The following is an 18,009-nucleotide window of genomic DNA, read 5'->3' on the forward strand; positions in this document are numbered from 1 at the left end:
GAATACAAATTGATGCTGTAGCTTGCATCTTTTGATTCTGCGATGCTCACGTACGTTTGTACGCTGCGCTTCTCAAATCAAAATCTGACAGCGCTACAACAGCAATTTGCCATCCAAAGCGGTCATAAGTAAGACTTTGGATTGAAAAATTTAGCTGCGGAGTGGTAGTTCAGTTGGTTAGAATACCGGCCTGTCACGCCGGGGGTCGCGGGTTCGAGTCCCGTCCACTCCGCCACTTATTCTGCTCTCTCTTTTGGGGTAGTGAGAATAAATAGAATATTCTAGGGGTGTAGCTCCAATTGGCAGAGCAGCGGATTCCAAATCCGCGTGTTGGGAGTTCGAATCTCTCCACCCCTGCCATAATCCTAAAGCTCTAGCTTCGGCTGGGGCTTTTTTGTATGTGTCGCTTTTGCAAAGCGATGTGTTGGGAGCTGGAGCGCCAGCCCGGTCGAATCTCTCCCCCCTACCGTAATCTTAAAGCTCTAGCTTCGGCTGGGGCTTTTTTGTATGTGTCACTTTTGCAAAGCGATGTGTTGGGAGCTGGAGCGCCAGCCCGGCCGAATCTCTCCATCCCTGCCATAATCTTAAAGCTCTATCTTCGGCTGGAGCTTTTTTGTATATGTCACTTTTGCAAAGCGATGTGTTGGGAGCTAGAGCGCCAGCCCGGTCGAATCTCTCCACCCCTGCCATAATCTTAAAGCTCTAGCTTCGGATGGAGCTTTTTTGTATATGTCACTTTTGCAAAGCGATGTGTTGGGAGCTGGAGTGCCAGCCCGGTCGAATATCTCCATCCCTACCATAATATTATAGTTCTAGCTTTGGCTAGAGCTTGTCTGGATATGTCGTTTTTATAAATCGGTGTGTTTCGAGAATTTAAAGACTTTATGTAAGAGGACTTGGGGAAGAAGGCACCTGGGACTAGGTGCCGTTTCTTTATTTAATAAGAAGAGTAGCTAAGCCTAAAAATGCTGAAAGTCCTACTACATCAGTGACTGTCGTTAGGGCCATACCGCCAGCGAGAGCAGGATCTATTTTCATTTTTTTAAGTAAAATTGGTAGAGTAACGCCTGCGATTCCTGCGACCAGTAAGTTCGTGAGCATTGCTGCTGATATAATGCTTCCTAACAGCCAGCTGCCTTTCCAAAGAATCACAATTCCGCCAATAATTACCGCCCAAACGATGCCATTTAAAAAGCCGATTGCCGCTTCTTTGTATAACAGCTGCTGTTTGTTACTGTCTCCAATTTGGCCTAAGGCAAGCCCACGAATTACTAGAGCTACCGTTTGATTACCTGCCACACCACCCATAGACGGTACGATAGTCATCAGTACAGCTATGGCAGCCATTTGGTCTAAGGTTGCTTCAAACAAATTCGATACAGATGCTGCGGCGAGGGCGGCAAGTACATTTGCTCCTAGCCATACGCTTCTTTTTCTTGCAGACTTAATGACCGGTGCGAATGTGTCTTCGTCATCGTCCATACCAGCTAAGCTCATCATTGAGTGTTCAGCGTCTTCACGAATAACGTCAACCACATCATCAATGGTGATACGGCCAACTAAAACATAGTTGTTATCTACTATGGGAGCAGAAATCCAATTTCTTCTCTCAAATAAGCTGGCAACATCAGTATCGGAAGTTTCTACATCAATGGCCTCATCTGCGCTTTCCATCACTTCACTGACAGGAATATCTGGCTGAGTAGTGAGTAACGTTGACAAAGATAACTGGCCAATGAGTTTACTTTCCGCATTAACCACATAGAGGCTATCGGTTGCTTCAGGTAATTCCCCTTTGATACGTAAGTAGCGCAATACTACGTCAATATCAACGTCACCACGTATTGTGATAACGTCGGTGTTCATTAGCCCGCCAGCGGTATCTTCAGGATAAGAAAGTGCTGTTTCTACTCGTAGGCGATCAGCGGCATCCATTTGTGCCAAAACTTCCCTTGATAGCTCATCGGGTAAGCTTCTAAGTACATAGGCAATATCATCGGTGTCCATGCCTTCTGTCGCTTCAACCAGCTTTTCTGGTGGCATCTTTGAAACAATGGCATCTTTGACTTCCTCGTTAAGCTCGTCAAGTATTTCGCCATAGTCTTCTTGATCGGTTAGTTGCCAAAGGACTTCACGTATTTTTCGCGGAGACGCTTCAAGGAGCAGGGCGATATCCTCTGGCTCCATGTCTTGCAACTGCCTTCTGACATGAACAAACCGGCCGCTTTCGAGCGCTTCTGTGATCTCTTGGAGGGTTAGGTGAGCCTGGTCAAACTCAATTTGATCCGTCATCTGTTCCTCCTGAACTAGATATTGATAGAATCTTAAAATGGTAACCGAATTCTAGTTATTGTTTAATAACATCTTATGACGGATTACAGATTTATTGTATATTTCGGTAACGGTTAGTCTTCTTCGTCAAATTTCACTTCGATAAGATGACAGATAGCGTTAAGTGCGGATTGTGAATCGTGTCCGTGGGCAATAATGGTTACATGCTGTCCTTGTGCTGACTCTAGCATTAGCAGGCCCATTACGCCGTCGGCAGTCGCCTCTTTACCTTCCTGGTTTTGGATGGTAATGGTTGAATTGAAGGATTGAGCGAGTTCAACGAGCTTGATAGCGGCCCGAGCATGTAAGCCGAGTCGATTTTGGATCAAAACGGTTTTGCTACATTGCATACAATAACTCTAAGGCGTTTGTTTTTCTAAAGTTGTATGATGAATTTGAACTTGGTGACCCATGTCCATAAAGTATTCACCTATCTGCTGAGTAAGGTAAACAGAGCGATGTTTGCCTCCGGTACAGCCGATGGCGACGGTCAAATAACTGCGATTGTTCTTTTCAAGTAGTGGCAGCCACTGTTCAATAAAACGTTGCAACTGTACTCGAAGTTTTATCACTTCAATATGGCATTCAAGAAAAGTCTTCACCGGAGAGTCTAAGCCTGTGAATGGCCTGAGCTCTGGTTGCCAATGAGGGTTAGGGAGAAAGCGCACGTCAAACACGTAGTCGGCATCTTTTGGGAGCCCATATTTAAAGCCAAACGATTGGAAAACCATAACAAGCTTTTGTCTTTGCTCTCCTTCAACGTACATGCGTACATTCTCGCTTAACTCATGTAGCGACTGCTTTGAGCTATCGATGACTAAATCAGCGTTTTCTTTTAAGGGAGCGAGTATGTCTTTTTCTAATTCAATCGCTTGCGACAGGGTTAAGCTTGACTCAGTAAGTGACAGAGGGTGAAGACGGCGAGTTTCGCTATAACGCTTGAGCAAGGTATCTTGGGTGGCGTCGAGGAATAATATTTCGACATCGCGATCTTTTTTCAGCTTATCAAGTAGCTTAGAGACCAAGGTTGGATCTTTGGGTAAGTTACGAATATCAATGCTTACCGCGACATTTTGATTGCTGGTTTTGACTGACTGAACAAAGGATTGAAACAGATCAACGGGTAGGTTATCAACACAATAATACCCTATGTCTTCTAATGATCGTAAGGCGACACTTTTGCCAGCCCCCGATTGACCACTTACAACGATTAATCGCATAGTGTTTCGGCTCACTCATTCACTATAATGCTATAAAGTTCTTGATCGCTTTGTGCGCTGCGTAATTGCTTGAGAATCTTCTTATCGTTGAGTTTCTCTGCCATACATGAAAGCGTCTTTAGGTGCTCTTTACACTTTTCATCTGGGACTAAAAGAGCAAAGAGTAAATCTACCGGGCGGTTGTCAATGGCATCAAACTCAATGGGTTCATCACATTGCATGAGAACAGCAATCGCCTCATCGCTGGATTTCATTCGTGCGTGAGGAATCGCAATGCCATTGCCAATACCTGTGCTACCCATCTTTTCACGACTAAGCATACACTCAAATAGTTCGGTGGCATCTTGGCCTGTGTGAGATGCGGCAATTTCACTTATCATTTCAAGTGCGCGTTTCTTACTTGTACAATGGACTGCACTCTTTGTGCAGTCCAAGGTAAGTACTTCACTTATTTGCATGGTTAATGACTACTTAACTTTTCTTTGTGTTTATTAAGTTGGCGAACCAGCTTATCAACGAGGGCGTCAATAGCGGCATACATATTTTCATCGTCTGCGGTTGCGTGGATGTCGCCTTGATTCACATGAAGGGTAGCTTCGGCTATTTGGCGAACTTTTTCAACTCGTAATACAACGTGAACGTTATTTATATGGTCAAAAAAGCGTTCGAGTTTTTGAAACTTGGAGTTCACATAGTCTTGCATTGACTCGGTTAAATCAACATGATGGCCTTTTATATTAATTTGCATAGACTTTCCTTCTCTGTTGTGGTGCCTATAACAGGCGTTTGCGCTGACTTGAAGGGGCGATACCTAAGGACTCTCTGTACTTAGCAATGGTCCGCCTTGCTACCTGAATCCCTTGATCAGCTAAAAGTGCTGCAATTTTGCTGTCACTGAGTGGCTTTGCGGTATTTTCAGCCGCCACCAATTTTTTGATGAGTGCTCGAATTGCAGTTGATGAACATTCTCCTCCGTTATCCGTGCTTACGTGGCTGGAGAAAAAGTATTTCAATTCAAAGATCCCTCTTGGTGTATGCATAAACTTTTGCGTGGTCACACGTGAAATCGTTGATTCATGCATATCCACTGCGAGTGCAACATCATTTAAAACCATGGGTTTCATGGCTTCTTCACCGTGCTCAAAAAACTCTCTTTGATGTTCGACGATGCATTTAGCGACTTTTAATAGTGTTTCATTTCTGCTTTCTAGACTTTTTATCAGCCATTTCGCTTCTTGTAAATTGGTGCGGATATATTGGCTATCGGCACTATTACCTTTGCCTAGGGAAGCGTATTGCTGATTAACTTTCAGTTTTGGCACGCTGTCTGGGTTTATGGTGACAACCCATTTACCATGATCTTTATAGACAGACACATCAGGGATCACGTATTCCGCGTGTTCTGAAGTGATTCGATTTCCAGGGCGAGGGTCGAGCTGTTGAATCAGTTTCAACGCTTCTTTTAAGTCAGACTCTTTAAGCTTGGAATCTTTAATGATCTGCTTGTAATCTCGGTTACCCAGTTGATCGATATGATCGCGCAGGATCAATTTAGCTTCGCAAAGCCAAGGGGTATCTTCTGGGAAAGAAGCAAGCTGAAGCAGCAAACAATCTTGCAAATTTGCAGAGGCAACTCCGACGGGATCAAACTGCTGAATGCGTTTTCGAACGGCCTCAATTTCATCAAGCTCTACTTCTTCATCATTAAAGCTATCTAGAATGTCCTGAGTAGAAACCGTTAAATAACCGTAATCATCGATAGCGTCGATAATCGCTAGAGCAATGGTTCGGTCAGTTTCAGAAAAAGGTGTCAGGTCGAGTTGCCAGATAAGATAGTCTTGAAGAGATTCTGTGGTTTCACCCTGATAGATAGGGGTGTCGTCATCTAGGGCTAAGCCTGTACTGCCTGTGTTAGCACTGTAGACGTCATCCCAAGTGGTATCGATTTCAAGCTCATTCGAAATTTCTGACTTCTCGATTAGCTCAGAGCTGTCTTTGGCCTCGACTTCGATAGGCTCGCTGGTTTCGCTGACCTCTGCCGAAGCCTCTTTTGTCTCTGAGGGCGACTTTTCTTCAGCAGAAGGCGAGTCTTCAGTGGCATCTTCAACATCGAGTAGCGGGTTTGAGTCGAGTGCGTCTTGTATTTCTTGTTGTAAGTCCAACGTAGATAATTGCAGTAAGCGGATGGCTTGCTGCAATTGCGGTGTCATGGCTAACTGCTGACCTAGCTTGAGTTGCAATGAAGGTTTCATTAACTAATTCTGACCTTTTATTCTTCTCTAAAATCTCGCTACGCTCTGTTTAATCATAGACGGAATTGCTCACCGAGATAAACTTGTTTTACCTGCTCATTGTTGAGAACATCCGCTGGCGTACCTTCTGCGATGAGATGCCCTTGGCTCACAATATAAGCTTTCTCACATACATCAAGAGTTTCGCGAACATTGTGGTCGGTAATCAATACCCCGAGGCCACGATCTCTTAAGTGTTCAATTATTTTTTTTATGTCGATAACCGATATTGGGTCAACCCCAGCAAAGGGTTCATCCAATAATATGAATTGTGGGTTGGCGGCTAACGCTCGGGCGATTTCCACTCGTCGACGTTCTCCACCTGATAGTGCCATACCGGCACTGTGACGAATGTGCTGTATATTGAATTCTTCCAATAAATCTTCCAGCCTGTCTTGCCTTTGTTCCCTAGTGAGCTCTTTTCGGGTTTGTAATACAGCCATGATATTGTCTTCAACAGATAACTTGCGGAAGATGGATGCTTCTTGAGGCAGATAGCCGATACCCATGCGCGAGCGACTGTGCATAGGCAAAATACTGATGTCTTGATCGTCTATCATAATTTTGCCTTCGTCACGAGCCACTAGGCCTACAATCATGTAAAACGAAGTGGTTTTACCTGCTCCGTTAGGCCCAAGTAAGCCAACAATTTGGCCAGACTCGACTTGGATGCTTACGTCAGAAACGACTTTTCTATTTTTGTAGCTTTTGGCTAAATGCTCTGCTCTTAATATGGCCATAATTATTTCTGATTCATTGTTTGGGGCTGTATAACAGTGGAAACTCGATCGCCTTTGTTGGTACCGTCAGCAATCAACGTTTGTGTTGATATCTTGTAACGGATCTTATTGCCTTTAACGACACTGTCATCTTGCGAGAGTACGGCATCTTGAATCATGGTCAGCTGGTCATTGGCCATACTGTAATAAAGCTCGTTTGCTTCGCCATGTAGAGTCTTGCCATCATCTGTTAACTGGGAGAAGGTGGCAGGTTTGCCATAGCCTTCTATTTCTTTCACTGCACCTGTTTTGGCATCGCGATAGACAATCACTTTGTCCGCGTTCATATTGATGCTGCCCTGTTTGAGCTTCACATCACCTAAAAAGGTCACCTTATGACTTTGCATGTCAAGTTGCTGACTGTCTGAATCTATGTAAACAGGTTGATTGCGGTCTGTCGAAAGCGCAAATGCGCTTGTAGAAAAGATTAAACAGGCAATCAAACTAACGTGTGAGATTTTCATATCGACCTTGTACGTGGTTGAAAAGAACAGCTTGATGATCGCCAAAGTTACCTTTCATCGCTTGTCCTACCGTTTTAAATTGTGGGCCCACCATGGTTACTGGGGTGTCCGTCCAAAAGTCTCTTTTTATCACCTGAATGTTCAATTCTGTGGTGGAAAAAGTATCAAACGCTGACTTTGGTAATAAGTTCTTTGCCAGTACGTTTTGTTTTAATTTGAGCACGTGATTTTTATCAAGAATGCCTTTATCTGCGGTGACTTGCCATTCTTGAACTGTGCCATCTCTATATATTTTTAAAATAGGATGATCAAAGTAGGTATCACCACTATTCGAGTAATATTCTAAGTGTTTTGAGGAGATGATATAGCTCAGTACACCATTTGAGTTGTACGAATCATTGACTATATTATCTCCAGTAAACATTGGCAATTCGGCATTTGGCGCAACTTGCTCATTGGAGGCTTGCTCCCTATCAAACAGATAGTAAGCTGACCATAGTGCGACAAAGACCAACAGCGTGTATATGATGCGAGATAGCTTCATATATTCTGGCCTTGCTGGTATACCGCGCTTACGCTTAAAGCGATATTGGGTTCTTTTTCATGGTAAGAAGGTTGGAACATTACATCACTCCAGCTTTAAGTAAATCGTGAATGCTAAGTACTCCTACCAACTTTCCTTGTTCACATAAGAGAAGGCCTGTGATGGCTTTTTCTTGCATCATATTCAGCCCTTCGACGGCGAGCATGTCTGGGTTAGCGACGGTTGGCTTTTTCGTCATGACGTCTTTGATGAGAGATGAATGGATATCGACTCGTTTATCCAACACTCTTCTCAAATCACCATCGGTGAAAACACCTACCAATTGCTCATCGTTATCGATGACCGCAGTAAAGCCGAGCTTTTTCTGGCTGATTTCTAACAGCGCTTCGCTGACTGGGGTATCAGGTGACACTATGGGTAACTCGTCGCCACTGTGCATAATATCTGAAATCTTTAACAGTAACTTCCGACCTAGTGCTCCCCCAGGATGGGAAAGCGCAAAATCGTCGGCCGTGAAGCCTCTTGCTTCAAGTAGTGCGACGGTCAAGGCATCGCCCATGACCAAAGTAGCGGTGGTACTTGATGTGGGAGCTAACCCCAAAGGACACGCTTCTTTAGGTACTTTGATGGTGAGGTTAGTGTTTGCTAGCCTTGCCATCGTTGAGGTTGGGTTGCCGGTTATGCTGATAATTTGAACTTTTAGACGCTTTAGAACCGGGTACAGAGATAGTATTTCTGTTGACTCGCCTGAGTAAGAGATGGCTAACACAATATCACCAGATTCTATCATGCCTAAGTCGCCGTGAGCGGCTTCTCCTGGATGAACAAAAAAAGCTGAGGTGCCAGTGCTGGCAAGAGATGCTGCTATTTTATTGCCAATGTGCCCAGACTTACCCATCCCCATCACAACAACCTTGCCGTTTGAGTTGGACAATATCAATTCGCACGCTTGGTCGAAATTGTCGTCAAAATATTGATCGAGCTGCTGTAGAGCTTGAATTTCTGTATCGAGCACCTGTTGTGCAACGCTTCGATAATTGAACATGGTTAAATCCTAAATTTCAGCAGCCTATGAAGATACATTCATTAATAAATACGCTTGGTATACGATAAAGCACAGAAGTAATATCGCGCCTTCAATACGATTTATGATACGAGTTTTACCTAGCGCCATAATGACCAGCAGAAGCGATACGCCTAGCATGACCCAATAGTCGCGATGCATAACGTGCTCATTCAAAATTGAAGGGTGAATAATGCCAGGAATTCCCATGACTGCAAGAATGTTGAACACATTCGAGCCAATTATATTCCCAACCGCCATATCGTCTTCACCTTTTAGCACACCTGCAATGGTCGCGGCGAGTTCGGGCAAGCTGGTACCGACAGCGATAATGGTTAAACCAATGACGAGATCACTCATACCAAAATAGTGCGCGATTTTCACCGAACTATCGACCAGCACATCAGCAGAGATTGGCAGTAAAATCAGGCCGATTACGACCCATACCAAGGCATTTTTATTGCTGACGCCAGTGGGGATCTCAGATTCTTGCTCTTCAAGAAGTGGATCTCCCTGGCCTTTTTCTTTACGGCTAATTTGTAGCATCGCCAAAATAAATGCAGCGAATAATATAAACAGTAGTACACCTTCATAAAAGGCTAAGTGATTGTCCCATAAAATCGCCCCTGCTAATAAAGTGACACCTATCATCAAGGGAAGTTCTCGGCGGAGTACTTTAGAGCTAATGGAAAGTGGTTTTATGATGGCGGTCAGGCCAATAATTAACGCGATATTAGTAATGTTAGAGCCAATGACATTGCCCACGGCCGTATCGGTTTTTCCGGCAAGAGCTGCGGTTGCAGAGACCACCATTTCAGGCGCGGAAGAGCCCATTGCTAAGATTGTCATGCCTATGACAAGCGGTGAAATACCTAAATTTTTTGCTAATGCTGCTGAACCAAATACTAACCTATCGGCGCTCCATACCAAAAACACCAAGCCGATGATCAGAAACGTTACCGCTTCGAACATGATGATCCCTAACTTTTACAATATCGAGTAAGTTGACCGCTAATTTTGACCGTTTAGGATCTAAATGTGAAGCGTCACTTCAAATAATTTTACCAAAAGGCACAAAATTTACCGTTGTGAGATACGCACAGTTTGGAGAATCAACAAACCTGACTTAGATTTAATTGAACAGTGCTTTTAATTCTCATCTATTGTGCTTATGATTGCCACGTCTATGCATAATTCATGTAGGGAGCGTGCAAGGTCACCATGTCAAATGAAGATTTAGTCACGATAAAAAATCTGAGCTTTTCCAGAGCGGACAGGAAGATATTCGATGATATCAGCCTGCATGTTCCAAAAGGGAAGGTGACGGCTATTATGGGGCCCTCCGGTATCGGAAAAACCACACTACTAAGATTGGTTGGAGGTCAACTCTTACCAGACAGTGGAGAGGTTATTTTTGATGGAGATAATATCCCAACCCTTAGCCGAAAAAAATTATACCAAGCTCGTAAGAAAATGAGCATGCTGTTCCAATCTGGAGCATTATTTACCGACCTGACCGTGTTCGATAACGTCGCTTATCCGCTTCGTGAACACACGGCTTTAGATGAAACTCTTATACGCACTTTAGTTTTGCTCAAACTGGAAGCGGTAGGGCTTCGAGGGGCCGCGCAGCTTATGCCAAGTGAGTTATCTGGCGGAATGGCAAGAAGAGCGGCATTAGCGCGAGCGATAGCGCTAGACCCAGATCTCATCATGTACGATGAACCGTTTGTTGGCCAAGATCCTATCACTATGGGCGTACTGGTTGAGCTTATACGGAATCTAAACCAGGCGTTAGGCGTCACTTCTATTGTGGTTTCACACGATGTTCCAGAGGTGATGAGTATTGCTGATTGGGTGTACTTATTAGCCGATGGAAAAATCATTGCAAGTGGCACGCCTGATGAACTTCGTTTAAACGAAGACTCGCGAGTGAAGCAATTTCTATTGGGGGAAGCGGATGGGCCGGTGCCATTTCGTTACCCAGCAAATTCATTAGAGAAGGACTTGTTCTAAATGCTGAACAAACTAACCATGTTTACCGCGTCGTTAGGTCGCAGGGCCATAGGCACTTGCGAATCCTACGGCCGGGCAACGCTAATGCTATTAGGGGCCATTTTTTCTCGCCCACGTCCTATTAAAAACTTCCCTCTGTTAACTAAACAACTCTACAGTGTTGGCGTTCAGTCATTGGCCATTATTGTCGTGTCGGGTTTATTTATCGGCATGGTATTAAGCTTACAAGGCTACATTGTGCTGGTGGACTACAGTGCGGAAGGCAATTTAGGCCAAATGGTGGCTTTATCTCTTCTAAGGGAGCTTGGCCCAGTTGTGACCGCGCTGTTGTTTGCAGGCAGAGCAGGGTCTGCATTGACGGCTGAGATAGGGCTAATGAAGGCCACTGAGCAGTTATCCAGCTTGGAAATGATGGCAGTTGATCCGCTAAAGCGGATCATTGCTCCTAGGCTTTGGGCAGGGCTAATATCCATGCCGCTCCTGACTATGATTTTTGTCGCAGTCGGTATTTGGGGTGGGCAAGTAGTTGGTGTGGATTGGAAAGGTATCGATCCCGGTACGTTCTGGTCAACCATGCAAGACTCAGTTCGTCTTGGCTACGATATAGGTAACAGTTTAATTAAAAGTCTTGTCTTTGCATTTACTGTTACTTGGATTGCTTTATATAACGGCTACGATGCAATTCCGACATCTGAAGGAATCAGTCGAGCAACAACACGCACCGTGGTGCACTCTTCTCTAGCCGTATTGGCGCTAGATTTTGTACTAACAGCATTGATGTTTGGGAACTAAACATGCAACAAACACGTAAAACAGAGCTACTAGTAGGCATTTTTGTACTTGCTGGTATTTGCGCAATTCTTGTCATGATTTTTCAAGTCGCTGACGTCAAAAGCTTTGGCTCAAGCGATACTTACACTGTGAAAGCAGAATTTGACAATGTAGGTAGCCTAAAAGTCAGGGCTCCTGTCAAAGTCGGTGGGGTAGTTGTTGGGCGAGTATCAAGCATTACATTAGATCCAAAAACCCTCCTGCCATTGGTGACCATGGCAATCAACAGTAAATACAACGAGTTTCCAGAAACGTCGAGTTTGCAAATTCTCACATCCGGCCTGATTGGTGAGCAATATGTGAGTTTGATTCCGGGGTTCATCACTCCTGAAGATAACACGATGTTAAAAAATGGTAGCACCATCGAAGACACCAAATCTGCGATGATTTTAGAAGATTTAATTGGCCAGTTGCTCTACAACGTGGGTGGCTCGAGTTCGAAAGGTAAATAACGTGAAAAAGTCACTCAATAAGATATTAATCCCCGCTTTAGCTCTAGTGATTTCTGCCCCATCATTTGCGCAAGCTGCGACGGCTAACGCCCAGTCAACAAGTGCGACGGCTCAGGCAGAGCAGATCAATCAGACCGATCCGTACGTGATGATGAAACAGGTGGCTAACCACACCTTCTCACGCTTGAAAGATGAACAAAAAGCGATCCACAAGAATCCAGAAATGCTTAAAGTGATCGTTGAACAAGAGCTAATGCCTTATGTTAACTCTACCTATGCCGCACTTAAATTACTTGGGCCGAATCTGCGTGGGGCGAAGAGAAGCGATGTTGAAGCATTTATCAAAGCCTTCCATAACTACCTAGTAAGTTCTTATGCGCAAGTGTTAACTCAGTACACTGACCAAACTGTAGAGTTTGGACCTGCGCCGCGAATGGATGAAAACAGACGTATTGTGACAGTCAAGGTGAATATTATTGATACACCACGACCGAACATCCAGCTTGCATTTAAACTGATTAAAAACAAAAAAACAGGCAAATGGTCAGCCTTTGATATGGTTGCAGAAGGCGTTAGTCTACTGTCGAGCAAGCAGTCAGAATGGAGTGGGGAGATTCGTCAAAAAGGTATCTTAGAAGTTGCCAATAGACTTCAAGCTCTGTCGGAAAAACCTATTCAATTTGAAACGAGTAAAAGCTAATGGCGCATCCGCAGTGGCAATTGGACGACAAAGACAAGATAACGCTTACTGGCTCCCTAGATAGGGAGTCAGTACCAAGCCTTTGGCAATCTGTTCGCAAATGGTCGCCGACGTCAGAACACTTAGATGTAAGTTTAGAGCGTGTCGAAAGAGTTGACTCTTCAGGAATGGCGATGCTCATTCAGCTTGTAAAGCATGCAAAAAATCAAAATTGTCATATAATGCTCAGCTTTGTGCCTGAGCAGTTGAACACCTTATTTAAGCTAAGCAATGTTCAAGAGCTTATGGCTGATCATATTCGAATTAACTAGGGTAAGACTGTGGACAGTACTCAAGTACAACAAATTTTAAACGAAGCTCTTAAGCTAGAAGAGCTGCACGTAAAAGGTGAGGGGAGCCACTATGAAGTAGTGGCAGTAGATGCTTGCTTCGACGGTATGAGTCGAGTGAAAAAACAGCAAATGATTTACGCCCCCTTGATGGAGTACATTCAAAGAAACGACATTCACGCCGTCTCAATCAAAGCCTTCACTCCTGATGAGTGGGCGAGAGATAAAAAGTTGATGTCGTTGTAAGGTTTATTAATGGAAAAGTTTCGTGTTATTGGGTCCGATGAGCCTTTGTCAGGTGAAGTGACCATCTCCGGTGCAAAAAATGCCGCGCTGCCTATCTTATTTGCCTCCATTCTCGCTGAAGAGCCTGTAGAAGTGAGCAATGTACCTAAATTAAAGGACATTGATACGACAATGGAGCTGCTAAAGCAATTAGGCGCTAAGGTATATCGCAATGGCTCCGTGCATGTGGACCCAAGTAGCATCAACGAATATTGCGCGCCCTACGATTTGGTGAAAACCATGCGTGCCTCGATTTGGGCGCTTGGCCCGCTTGTTGCTCGATTTGGTGAAGGACAAGTCTCTTTACCTGGCGGCTGCGCGATTGGTGCTCGCCCTGTAGATCTTCATATACATGGATTGGAGCAGCTTGGTGCGAACATCACGCTAGAAGACGGTTATGTAAAAGCTCAAGTAGATGGGCGGTTGCGTGGTGCTCACATTGTAATGGATAAAGTCAGTGTTGGGGCCACGATTACCATTATGTGTGCGGCGACATTAGCAGAAGGCCAAACGATACTCGATAATGCCGCTCGCGAACCAGAGATTGTAGATACGGCTGAATTTCTAAATAAGCTTGGTGCCAAAATTACAGGTGCAGGCACTGATACTATTGTGATCGATGGTGTGGATAATCTCCGCGGCGGTCAACATTCTGTAGTGGCTGATAGAATTGAAACGGGCACGTTTCTCGTTGCTGCCGCAGTAAGTGGCGGTAAAGTGGTATGCCGAAACACCAAAGCGAGCCTATTAGAAGCTGTGTTAGCCAAATTAGAAGAAGCAGGCGCAAAAGTTGAAGTCGGTGATGACTGGATCGGTGTGGATATGACAGATAGGGAATTAAAAGCTGTCACCATAAGAACGGCACCACACCCAGGGTTCCCAACCGACATGCAAGCACAATTTACGCTACTGAATATGGTTGCAAAAGGTGGTGGAGTTATCACCGAAAACATATTTGAAAATCGATTTATGCATGTGCCTGAGTTGATGCGAATGGGTGCGAAAGCTGAAATTGAAGGTAACACGGTTATCCTAGGCGACGTTGAAAAACTCAGTGGCGCACAAGTGATGGCAACCGATTTACGCGCTTCGGCAAGTTTAGTTGTGGCAGGTTGTATCGCGAAAGGTGAAACCATTGTCGATAGAATTTATCACATTGATCGTGGCTATGAAAAAATAGAAGACAAGTTATCCGCACTTGGTGTTAATATAGAGCGCTACAGAGAGTTATAAGTAAGCTCCGATAATTTGTAACGAGCCGAAACGAGGGTTTCGGCTTTTTTATTGTGTTCTTTTGGAGAGCGATAATGATTGCATTACTTCGTATCATTGCCACAGCAGTTTTTGCGGTTTTGATGTTTGTATTTGGCTGTGGGTATTGCCTTTTAAGCCCAAGAAACCCAAAGCATGTTTTCACCTTTGGCCGTTTCTTTGCACGTATGTCGAGAGTGTTTGGTATCAAACTAGAATTGCGTGCCCCAAAAGACTACCACGAGCGTGGGCAGCATATTTATGTCGCAAACCATCAAAGTAACTGGGATATGTTTACCGTATCGAGCGCAGTGACACCGAACGTTGTGACTGTGGGTAAAAAGAGTCTGGCGTTTTTGCCCTTGTTTGGCCAGTTGTATTGGTTGACTGGCAACATCTTAATCGATAGGAAAAACCTAGCGAAAGCCATGGATACGATTGGTCAGGTGGTCGATACCATGAAAAAAACTAACGTATCGGTCTGGATGTTTCCTGAAGGAACGCGTTCTCGTGGCAGAGGTCTATTGCCTTTCAAAACAGGAGCCTTCCATGCTGCTGCTAGAGCAGAAGTGCCAATTATCCCAATTGTATGTAGCTCGACCAAGCACCTTAAGCTAAACAAGTGGAACAATGGTCATGTGATCGTAGAAATCCTGCCACCAATTAGCACAGAAGGTGTCGACAAGGCAGGCGTACGTAAGCTAACAAACTTATGTCGTGCACAAATGAAGGAAAAGCTCGAAGAGCTTGATAAAGAGGTAGCAGAGCGCAACGCTACCAAGTAGTGCTTATTCGCCTTACAAAGCCAGCTGGTGAGAATCAGCTGGTTTTTTTGTACCTGCGAGCTAATCCTGCTCCCCTGTATTTTGTGCGCTGCTAGGCTTTCATGAGTGGAGCTGAGTAGCTTGGTTAGCTGAAGCATGAAAGTGGGCACTATAAAGAGTGCTGAACTGATGCGATGTGGTGTAAAACGCAAAAAACCGCAGTAAAAACTGCGGTTTTGCAAAAGTGGCTCCCCCTGCGGGACTCGAACCTGCGACATACGGATTAACAGTCCGCCGTTCTACCAACTGAACTAAGGGGGAATTATCTTTTCTTAACCATTTATCTTATACAAATAAATGGTGCCGACTACCGGAATCGAACTGGTGACCTACTGATTACAAGTCAGTTGCTCTACCTACTGAGCTAAGTCGGCATTTTTGCCCTATCGGCTAAAAATGGCTCCCCCTGCGGGACTCGAACCTGCGACATACGGATTAACAGTCCGCCGTTCTACCAACTGAACTAAGGGGGAATTATCTTTGTTAACTATTTATCTTAAACAGTTAAATGGTGCCGACTACCGGAATCGAACTGGTGACCTACTGATTACAAGTCAGTTGCTCTACCTACTGAGCTAAGTCGGCGCACTTAATTTATTGTCAGCGCTTAGAGTTTCTCTATAAGCACTCACTGAAAATCGTGGTGCCCGGAGGCGGAATCGAACCACCGACACGAGGATTTTCAATCCTCTGCTCTACCGACTGAGCTATCCGGGCGACGGGGTGTATTAAACGGTTTTTCCTGGTGGAGGTCAACATCAAATTGCAAAAAAAGTGTCGTTTGTTGCTTTTATGTACTTAGTTTAATGTTTTTGTCTATTTTGTTGTCAAGGATATTGGTTAATTGGTGAGAAAGCATACCTAAATCGTTAAGCCATATTTAGGAGTCGCTGAAGAGTGAGAGAGGGAATCGGGGCGAATACTGAATACAAAAAAAGCCGCAGTTTTCACTGCGGCTTCTTAAAAGTGGCTCCCCCTGCGGGACTCGAACCTGCGACATACGGATTAACAGTCCGCCGTTCTACCAACTGAACTAAGGGGGAATAGATGGTGCCTCGAGGCGGAATCGAACCACCGACACGAGGATTTTCAATCCTCTGCTCTACCGACTGAGCTATCGAGGCAAAAATGGTGCCGACTACCGGAATCGAACTGGTGACCTACTGATTACAAGTCAGTTGCTCTACCTACTGAGCTAAGTCGGCACATTTTATTTTTTGCACTAGCACTTATCGTTTATCAATAAGCATTAACACCAAATTGTGGTGCCCGGAGGCGGAATCGAACCACCGACACGAGGATTTTCAATCCTCTGCTCTACCGACTGAGCTATCCGGGCAACGGAGCGCTATTAAACGGATTTTCCGCTCTCTCGTCAACTTGTTTTTGCAAAAAAGGCCGAAATGATGTTTGACTGGTGATAAATTAGGCAAAAATGAGAGTTAGGTTTTGTTTGAGTTAAATTCTTTTTTAAATTTAGTCACTTTCTCAAGGTAACGGCGAGATTCTGAACTAGGGTGTTTCTTGGTAAGTGCCCAGTAAACTTGATTGGGTTGCAAGGCGTTTAAATCTCTTAAAGCACGAGTGCGGTTTCGGTCGAATGTGTTTAGTACCCCTCCGGCTCCTCCGTTATAGGCTGAGATCATGCTGTATTCGAGTGACAATGGGTTTCGCACGCCCTTTAAGTAACGATTCTTCAATAAGTAGAAATACGCCGTGCCAGTATCTATATTGTTCTCTGGGTTAAATAGGTACTCTGGTGATGGTTGGCCAGAGCGGTTTTTGACCAGCTTAAATACATCTCTACCAGCTGTTTTAGGAACGACTTGCATCAGTCCATAGGCGTTTGCCCAGCTCACAGCATAAGGGTTGAAACTGCTTTCCGTTTTGATGATGGCGTAGATCAGATCTTCTGGGATACCGTATTTTCGCGCGGCTTTACGCACAATGCTCGCATACTGATAGCTTCGGATCTGCATTTGATCTTTCACCATGGGTATCTCAACATAATAGGCTTTTTTAAAATCGACGCTCTTAACTTTCAGTTTATTATCAATTAAATAGTTGGCGAATCGATTAGCACGCCACGACCACTGTATTGGTTGGTTATCTTCGTCTACCACTTGTTTATAGAGAAAGGGCCTGCCCTCTAACTTAATGCTTCTTGAGGAAAATAAGTCGACTTGTGATGGATTATCTGGGGTGAGCAGAGTGGTAATGATGGCTTTACGTAAGTGCTCTTTGGGCTCGGTTGAAGCGACAGTCTCAACGATTATCGTACCTTTACTGAAGTTTACTTCCGTTCGGCTCAGATAGTTGTCGATGTATTTTACGTAGTTGCTCTTACCAGCAATACGTATTTCTTTGCTTCCCCAGCGTTTTTTGATGTTTCCCGAAAAACTGTTAATTAAGGCATCAAAAGCCGCGGTATCTTTGGTGTATTGCCCGGGAAGTTGGGCTAGGTTTTTGGCAAATCGGTTGGTGGGCTCGTAATCGACGTCATAAACACTTTCAATAAACTCTCGGCTACATCCGGTAAGCGCGATTGCTGAAAGTAGTAAGACTGCTGTCCTCATGCACTATCCTAGTTATTGTCGTCCATCCCTATCATTGGCTTCTCCTTGAAGAA

The 18,009-nt window shown here is 44.5% G+C and carries 20 protein-coding genes and 11 tRNA genes; 10 read left to right on the top strand and 21 right to left on the bottom strand.

Features of this window, described 5'->3' with window-relative positions; translation table 11 throughout:
- The first annotated feature begins 158 nt into the window (after positions 1–158).
- Positions 159–235: transfer RNA gene (locus M9194_RS05365), tRNA-Asp, on the top strand.
- 48 nt (positions 236–283) lie between these two features.
- Positions 284–360, top strand: a tRNA-Trp gene (locus M9194_RS05370).
- A gap of 573 nt (positions 361–933) precedes the next feature.
- Here M9194_RS05370 and mgtE read toward each other — a convergent pair.
- The 11 genes from mgtE to M9194_RS05425 all read right to left on the bottom strand — a co-directional run bounded on the left by mgtE (position 934) and on the right by M9194_RS05425 (position 9,664).
- Positions 934–2,292, bottom strand: a complete 1,359-nt coding sequence (mgtE, locus tag M9194_RS05375) for a magnesium transporter (RefSeq protein WP_250611613.1) — start codon at positions 2,290–2,292, stop codon at positions 934–936.
- A 113-nt stretch (positions 2,293–2,405) separates the two neighbouring features.
- The gene (locus M9194_RS05380) at positions 2,406–2,681 is read right to left on the bottom strand and encodes an HPr family phosphocarrier protein (RefSeq protein WP_250611614.1); all 276 of its coding nucleotides are present in this window, start codon (positions 2,679–2,681) and stop codon (positions 2,406–2,408) included.
- Between the two features lie 9 nt (positions 2,682–2,690).
- On the bottom strand, positions 2,691–3,551 hold the full coding sequence (gene rapZ, locus M9194_RS05385; protein ID WP_250611615.1) for an RNase adapter RapZ: 861 nt from the start codon (positions 3,549–3,551) through the stop codon (positions 2,691–2,693).
- A gap of 11 nt (positions 3,552–3,562) precedes the next feature.
- Positions 3,563–4,009 (bottom strand): PTS IIA-like nitrogen regulatory protein PtsN, encoded by a 447-nt coding sequence (gene ptsN, locus M9194_RS05390; protein ID WP_250611616.1) that lies wholly within the window; start codon positions 4,007–4,009, stop codon positions 3,563–3,565.
- Positions 4,010–4,011: 2 nt separating this feature from the next.
- Entirely contained in the window at positions 4,012–4,299 is a 288-nt protein-coding gene (gene hpf / locus M9194_RS05395) for a ribosome hibernation promoting factor (RefSeq protein WP_250611617.1), read from the bottom strand.
- Positions 4,300–4,324: 25 nt separating this feature from the next.
- Positions 4,325–5,803, bottom strand: a complete 1,479-nt coding sequence (locus M9194_RS05400; RefSeq protein WP_250611618.1) for an RNA polymerase factor sigma-54 — start codon at positions 5,801–5,803, stop codon at positions 4,325–4,327.
- 53 nt (positions 5,804–5,856) lie between these two features.
- Positions 5,857–6,582, bottom strand: a complete 726-nt coding sequence (gene lptB / locus M9194_RS05405) for an LPS export ABC transporter ATP-binding protein (RefSeq protein WP_250611619.1) — start codon at positions 6,580–6,582, stop codon at positions 5,857–5,859.
- A 2-nt stretch (positions 6,583–6,584) separates the two neighbouring features.
- On the bottom strand, positions 6,585–7,085 hold the full coding sequence (lptA, locus tag M9194_RS05410) for a lipopolysaccharide transport periplasmic protein LptA (protein WP_250611620.1): 501 nt from the start codon (positions 7,083–7,085) through the stop codon (positions 6,585–6,587).
- On the bottom strand, positions 7,066–7,629 hold the full coding sequence (gene lptC, locus M9194_RS05415; protein ID WP_250611621.1) for an LPS export ABC transporter periplasmic protein LptC: 564 nt from the start codon (positions 7,627–7,629) through the stop codon (positions 7,066–7,068). Before lptC ends, lptA begins: the two co-directional genes overlap by 20 nt.
- A 79-nt stretch (positions 7,630–7,708) precedes the next feature.
- Positions 7,709–8,674, bottom strand: coding sequence for a KpsF/GutQ family sugar-phosphate isomerase (locus M9194_RS05420; protein ID WP_250611622.1), 966 nt, complete (start codon positions 8,672–8,674; stop codon positions 7,709–7,711).
- A 24-nt stretch (positions 8,675–8,698) separates the two neighbouring features.
- Complete coding sequence (locus tag M9194_RS05425; RefSeq protein WP_250611623.1) at positions 8,699–9,664, bottom strand: calcium/sodium antiporter; 966 nt, start codon at positions 9,662–9,664, stop codon at positions 8,699–8,701.
- Positions 9,665–9,913: 249 nt separating this feature from the next.
- Here M9194_RS05425 and mlaF point away from each other — a divergent pair, with 249 nt between their 5' ends.
- From mlaF to M9194_RS05465, 8 genes are all read left to right on the top strand, one after another.
- Positions 9,914–10,708, top strand: a complete 795-nt coding sequence (gene mlaF, locus M9194_RS05430; RefSeq protein WP_250611624.1) for a phospholipid ABC transporter ATP-binding protein MlaF — start codon at positions 9,914–9,916, stop codon at positions 10,706–10,708.
- A complete protein-coding gene (mlaE, locus tag M9194_RS05435; RefSeq protein WP_250611625.1) occupies positions 10,709–11,500 on the top strand; it encodes a lipid asymmetry maintenance ABC transporter permease subunit MlaE in 792 nt (263 codons plus the stop codon).
- Between the two features lie 2 nt (positions 11,501–11,502).
- Positions 11,503–11,991, top strand: a complete 489-nt coding sequence (gene mlaD / locus M9194_RS05440) for an outer membrane lipid asymmetry maintenance protein MlaD (protein WP_250611626.1) — start codon at positions 11,503–11,505, stop codon at positions 11,989–11,991.
- A gap of 49 nt (positions 11,992–12,040) precedes the next feature.
- Positions 12,041–12,691 (top strand): ABC transporter substrate-binding protein, encoded by a 651-nt coding sequence (locus M9194_RS05445; protein WP_431769394.1) that lies wholly within the window; start codon positions 12,041–12,043, stop codon positions 12,689–12,691.
- Positions 12,691–13,002, top strand: a complete 312-nt coding sequence (locus M9194_RS05450) for an STAS domain-containing protein (RefSeq protein ID WP_250611627.1) — start codon at positions 12,691–12,693, stop codon at positions 13,000–13,002. Before M9194_RS05445 ends, M9194_RS05450 begins: the two co-directional genes overlap by 1 nt.
- Positions 13,003–13,011: 9 nt before the next feature.
- Positions 13,012–13,266 carry a BolA family iron metabolism protein IbaG gene (gene ibaG / locus M9194_RS05455; protein ID WP_250611628.1) on the top strand — a complete coding sequence of 85 codons (255 nt, stop codon included), beginning with the start codon at positions 13,012–13,014 and terminating at the stop codon, positions 13,264–13,266.
- A gap of 9 nt (positions 13,267–13,275) precedes the next feature.
- The gene (gene murA / locus M9194_RS05460; protein WP_250611629.1) at positions 13,276–14,538 is read left to right on the top strand and encodes a UDP-N-acetylglucosamine 1-carboxyvinyltransferase; all 1,263 of its coding nucleotides are present in this window, start codon (positions 13,276–13,278) and stop codon (positions 14,536–14,538) included.
- A 74-nt stretch (positions 14,539–14,612) separates the two neighbouring features.
- Entirely contained in the window at positions 14,613–15,341 is a 729-nt protein-coding gene (locus M9194_RS05465) for a 1-acylglycerol-3-phosphate O-acyltransferase (protein ID WP_250611630.1), read from the top strand.
- Positions 15,342–15,565: 224 nt separating this feature from the next.
- Here M9194_RS05465 and M9194_RS05470 read toward each other — a convergent pair.
- From M9194_RS05470 to mltC, 10 genes are all read right to left on the bottom strand, one after another.
- Positions 15,566–15,641: transfer RNA gene (locus M9194_RS05470), tRNA-Asn, on the bottom strand.
- 37 nt (positions 15,642–15,678) lie between these two features.
- Positions 15,679–15,754 (bottom strand) — tRNA-Thr (locus tag M9194_RS05475).
- A 23-nt stretch (positions 15,755–15,777) separates the two neighbouring features.
- Positions 15,778–15,853, bottom strand: a tRNA-Asn gene (locus tag M9194_RS05480).
- A 36-nt stretch (positions 15,854–15,889) separates the two neighbouring features.
- Positions 15,890–15,965 (bottom strand) — tRNA-Thr (locus tag M9194_RS05485).
- Between the two features lie 56 nt (positions 15,966–16,021).
- Positions 16,022–16,097: transfer RNA gene (locus M9194_RS05490), tRNA-Phe, on the bottom strand.
- 250 nt (positions 16,098–16,347) lie between these two features.
- A tRNA-Asn gene (locus M9194_RS05495) sits at positions 16,348–16,423 on the bottom strand.
- Positions 16,424–16,428: 5 nt separating this feature from the next.
- Positions 16,429–16,504: transfer RNA gene (locus M9194_RS05500), tRNA-Phe, on the bottom strand.
- Positions 16,505–16,509: 5 nt separating this feature from the next.
- Positions 16,510–16,585 (bottom strand) — tRNA-Thr (locus M9194_RS05505).
- Positions 16,586–16,643: 58 nt separating this feature from the next.
- Positions 16,644–16,719, bottom strand: a tRNA-Phe gene (locus tag M9194_RS05510).
- A gap of 103 nt (positions 16,720–16,822) precedes the next feature.
- The gene (gene mltC, locus M9194_RS05515; protein ID WP_250611631.1) at positions 16,823–17,956 is read right to left on the bottom strand and encodes a membrane-bound lytic murein transglycosylase MltC; all 1,134 of its coding nucleotides are present in this window, start codon (positions 17,954–17,956) and stop codon (positions 16,823–16,825) included.
- Positions 17,957–18,009: the final 53 nt, after the last annotated feature.

It is taken from the genome of Vibrio sinus (genome assembly GCF_023634645.1).
Taxonomy (GTDB): Bacteria; Pseudomonadota; Gammaproteobacteria; order Enterobacterales; family Vibrionaceae; genus Vibrio; species Vibrio sinus.

Bases quoted from the DNA above. Each gene is read 5' to 3' on its own strand.
- M9194_RS05450 (WP_250611627.1), top strand. From the start codon at position 12,691: ATGGCGCATCCGCAGTGGCAATTGGACGACAAAGACAAGATAACGCTT.
- ptsN (WP_250611616.1), bottom strand. From the start codon at position 4,009: ATGCAAATAAGTGAAGTACTTACCTTGGACTGCACAAAGAGTGCAGTC.
- lptB (WP_250611619.1), bottom strand. From the start codon at position 6,582: ATGGCCATATTAAGAGCAGAGCATTTAGCCAAAAGCTACAAAAATAGA.
- hpf (WP_250611617.1), bottom strand. From the start codon at position 4,299: ATGCAAATTAATATAAAAGGCCATCATGTTGATTTAACCGAGTCAATG.
- mlaF (WP_250611624.1), top strand. From the start codon at position 9,914: ATGTCAAATGAAGATTTAGTCACGATAAAAAATCTGAGCTTTTCCAGA.
- M9194_RS05420 (WP_250611622.1), bottom strand. From the start codon at position 8,674: ATGTTCAATTATCGAAGCGTTGCACAACAGGTGCTCGATACAGAAATT.
- mlaD (WP_250611626.1), top strand. From the start codon at position 11,503: ATGCAACAAACACGTAAAACAGAGCTACTAGTAGGCATTTTTGTACTT.
- mlaE (WP_250611625.1), top strand. From the start codon at position 10,709: ATGCTGAACAAACTAACCATGTTTACCGCGTCGTTAGGTCGCAGGGCC.
- mltC (WP_250611631.1), bottom strand. From the start codon at position 17,956: ATGAGGACAGCAGTCTTACTACTTTCAGCAATCGCGCTTACCGGATGT.
- mgtE (WP_250611613.1), bottom strand. From the start codon at position 2,292: ATGACGGATCAAATTGAGTTTGACCAGGCTCACCTAACCCTCCAAGAG.
- M9194_RS05400 (WP_250611618.1), bottom strand. From the start codon at position 5,803: ATGAAACCTTCATTGCAACTCAAGCTAGGTCAGCAGTTAGCCATGACA.
- M9194_RS05380 (WP_250611614.1), bottom strand. From the start codon at position 2,681: ATGCAATGTAGCAAAACCGTTTTGATCCAAAATCGACTCGGCTTACAT.
- M9194_RS05465 (WP_250611630.1), top strand. From the start codon at position 14,613: ATGATTGCATTACTTCGTATCATTGCCACAGCAGTTTTTGCGGTTTTG.
- rapZ (WP_250611615.1), bottom strand. From the start codon at position 3,551: ATGCGATTAATCGTTGTAAGTGGTCAATCGGGGGCTGGCAAAAGTGTC.
- lptA (WP_250611620.1), bottom strand. From the start codon at position 7,085: ATGAAAATCTCACACGTTAGTTTGATTGCCTGTTTAATCTTTTCTACA.
- lptC (WP_250611621.1), bottom strand. From the start codon at position 7,629: ATGAAGCTATCTCGCATCATATACACGCTGTTGGTCTTTGTCGCACTA.
- M9194_RS05425 (WP_250611623.1), bottom strand. From the start codon at position 9,664: ATGTTCGAAGCGGTAACGTTTCTGATCATCGGCTTGGTGTTTTTGGTA.
- murA (WP_250611629.1), top strand. From the start codon at position 13,276: ATGGAAAAGTTTCGTGTTATTGGGTCCGATGAGCCTTTGTCAGGTGAA.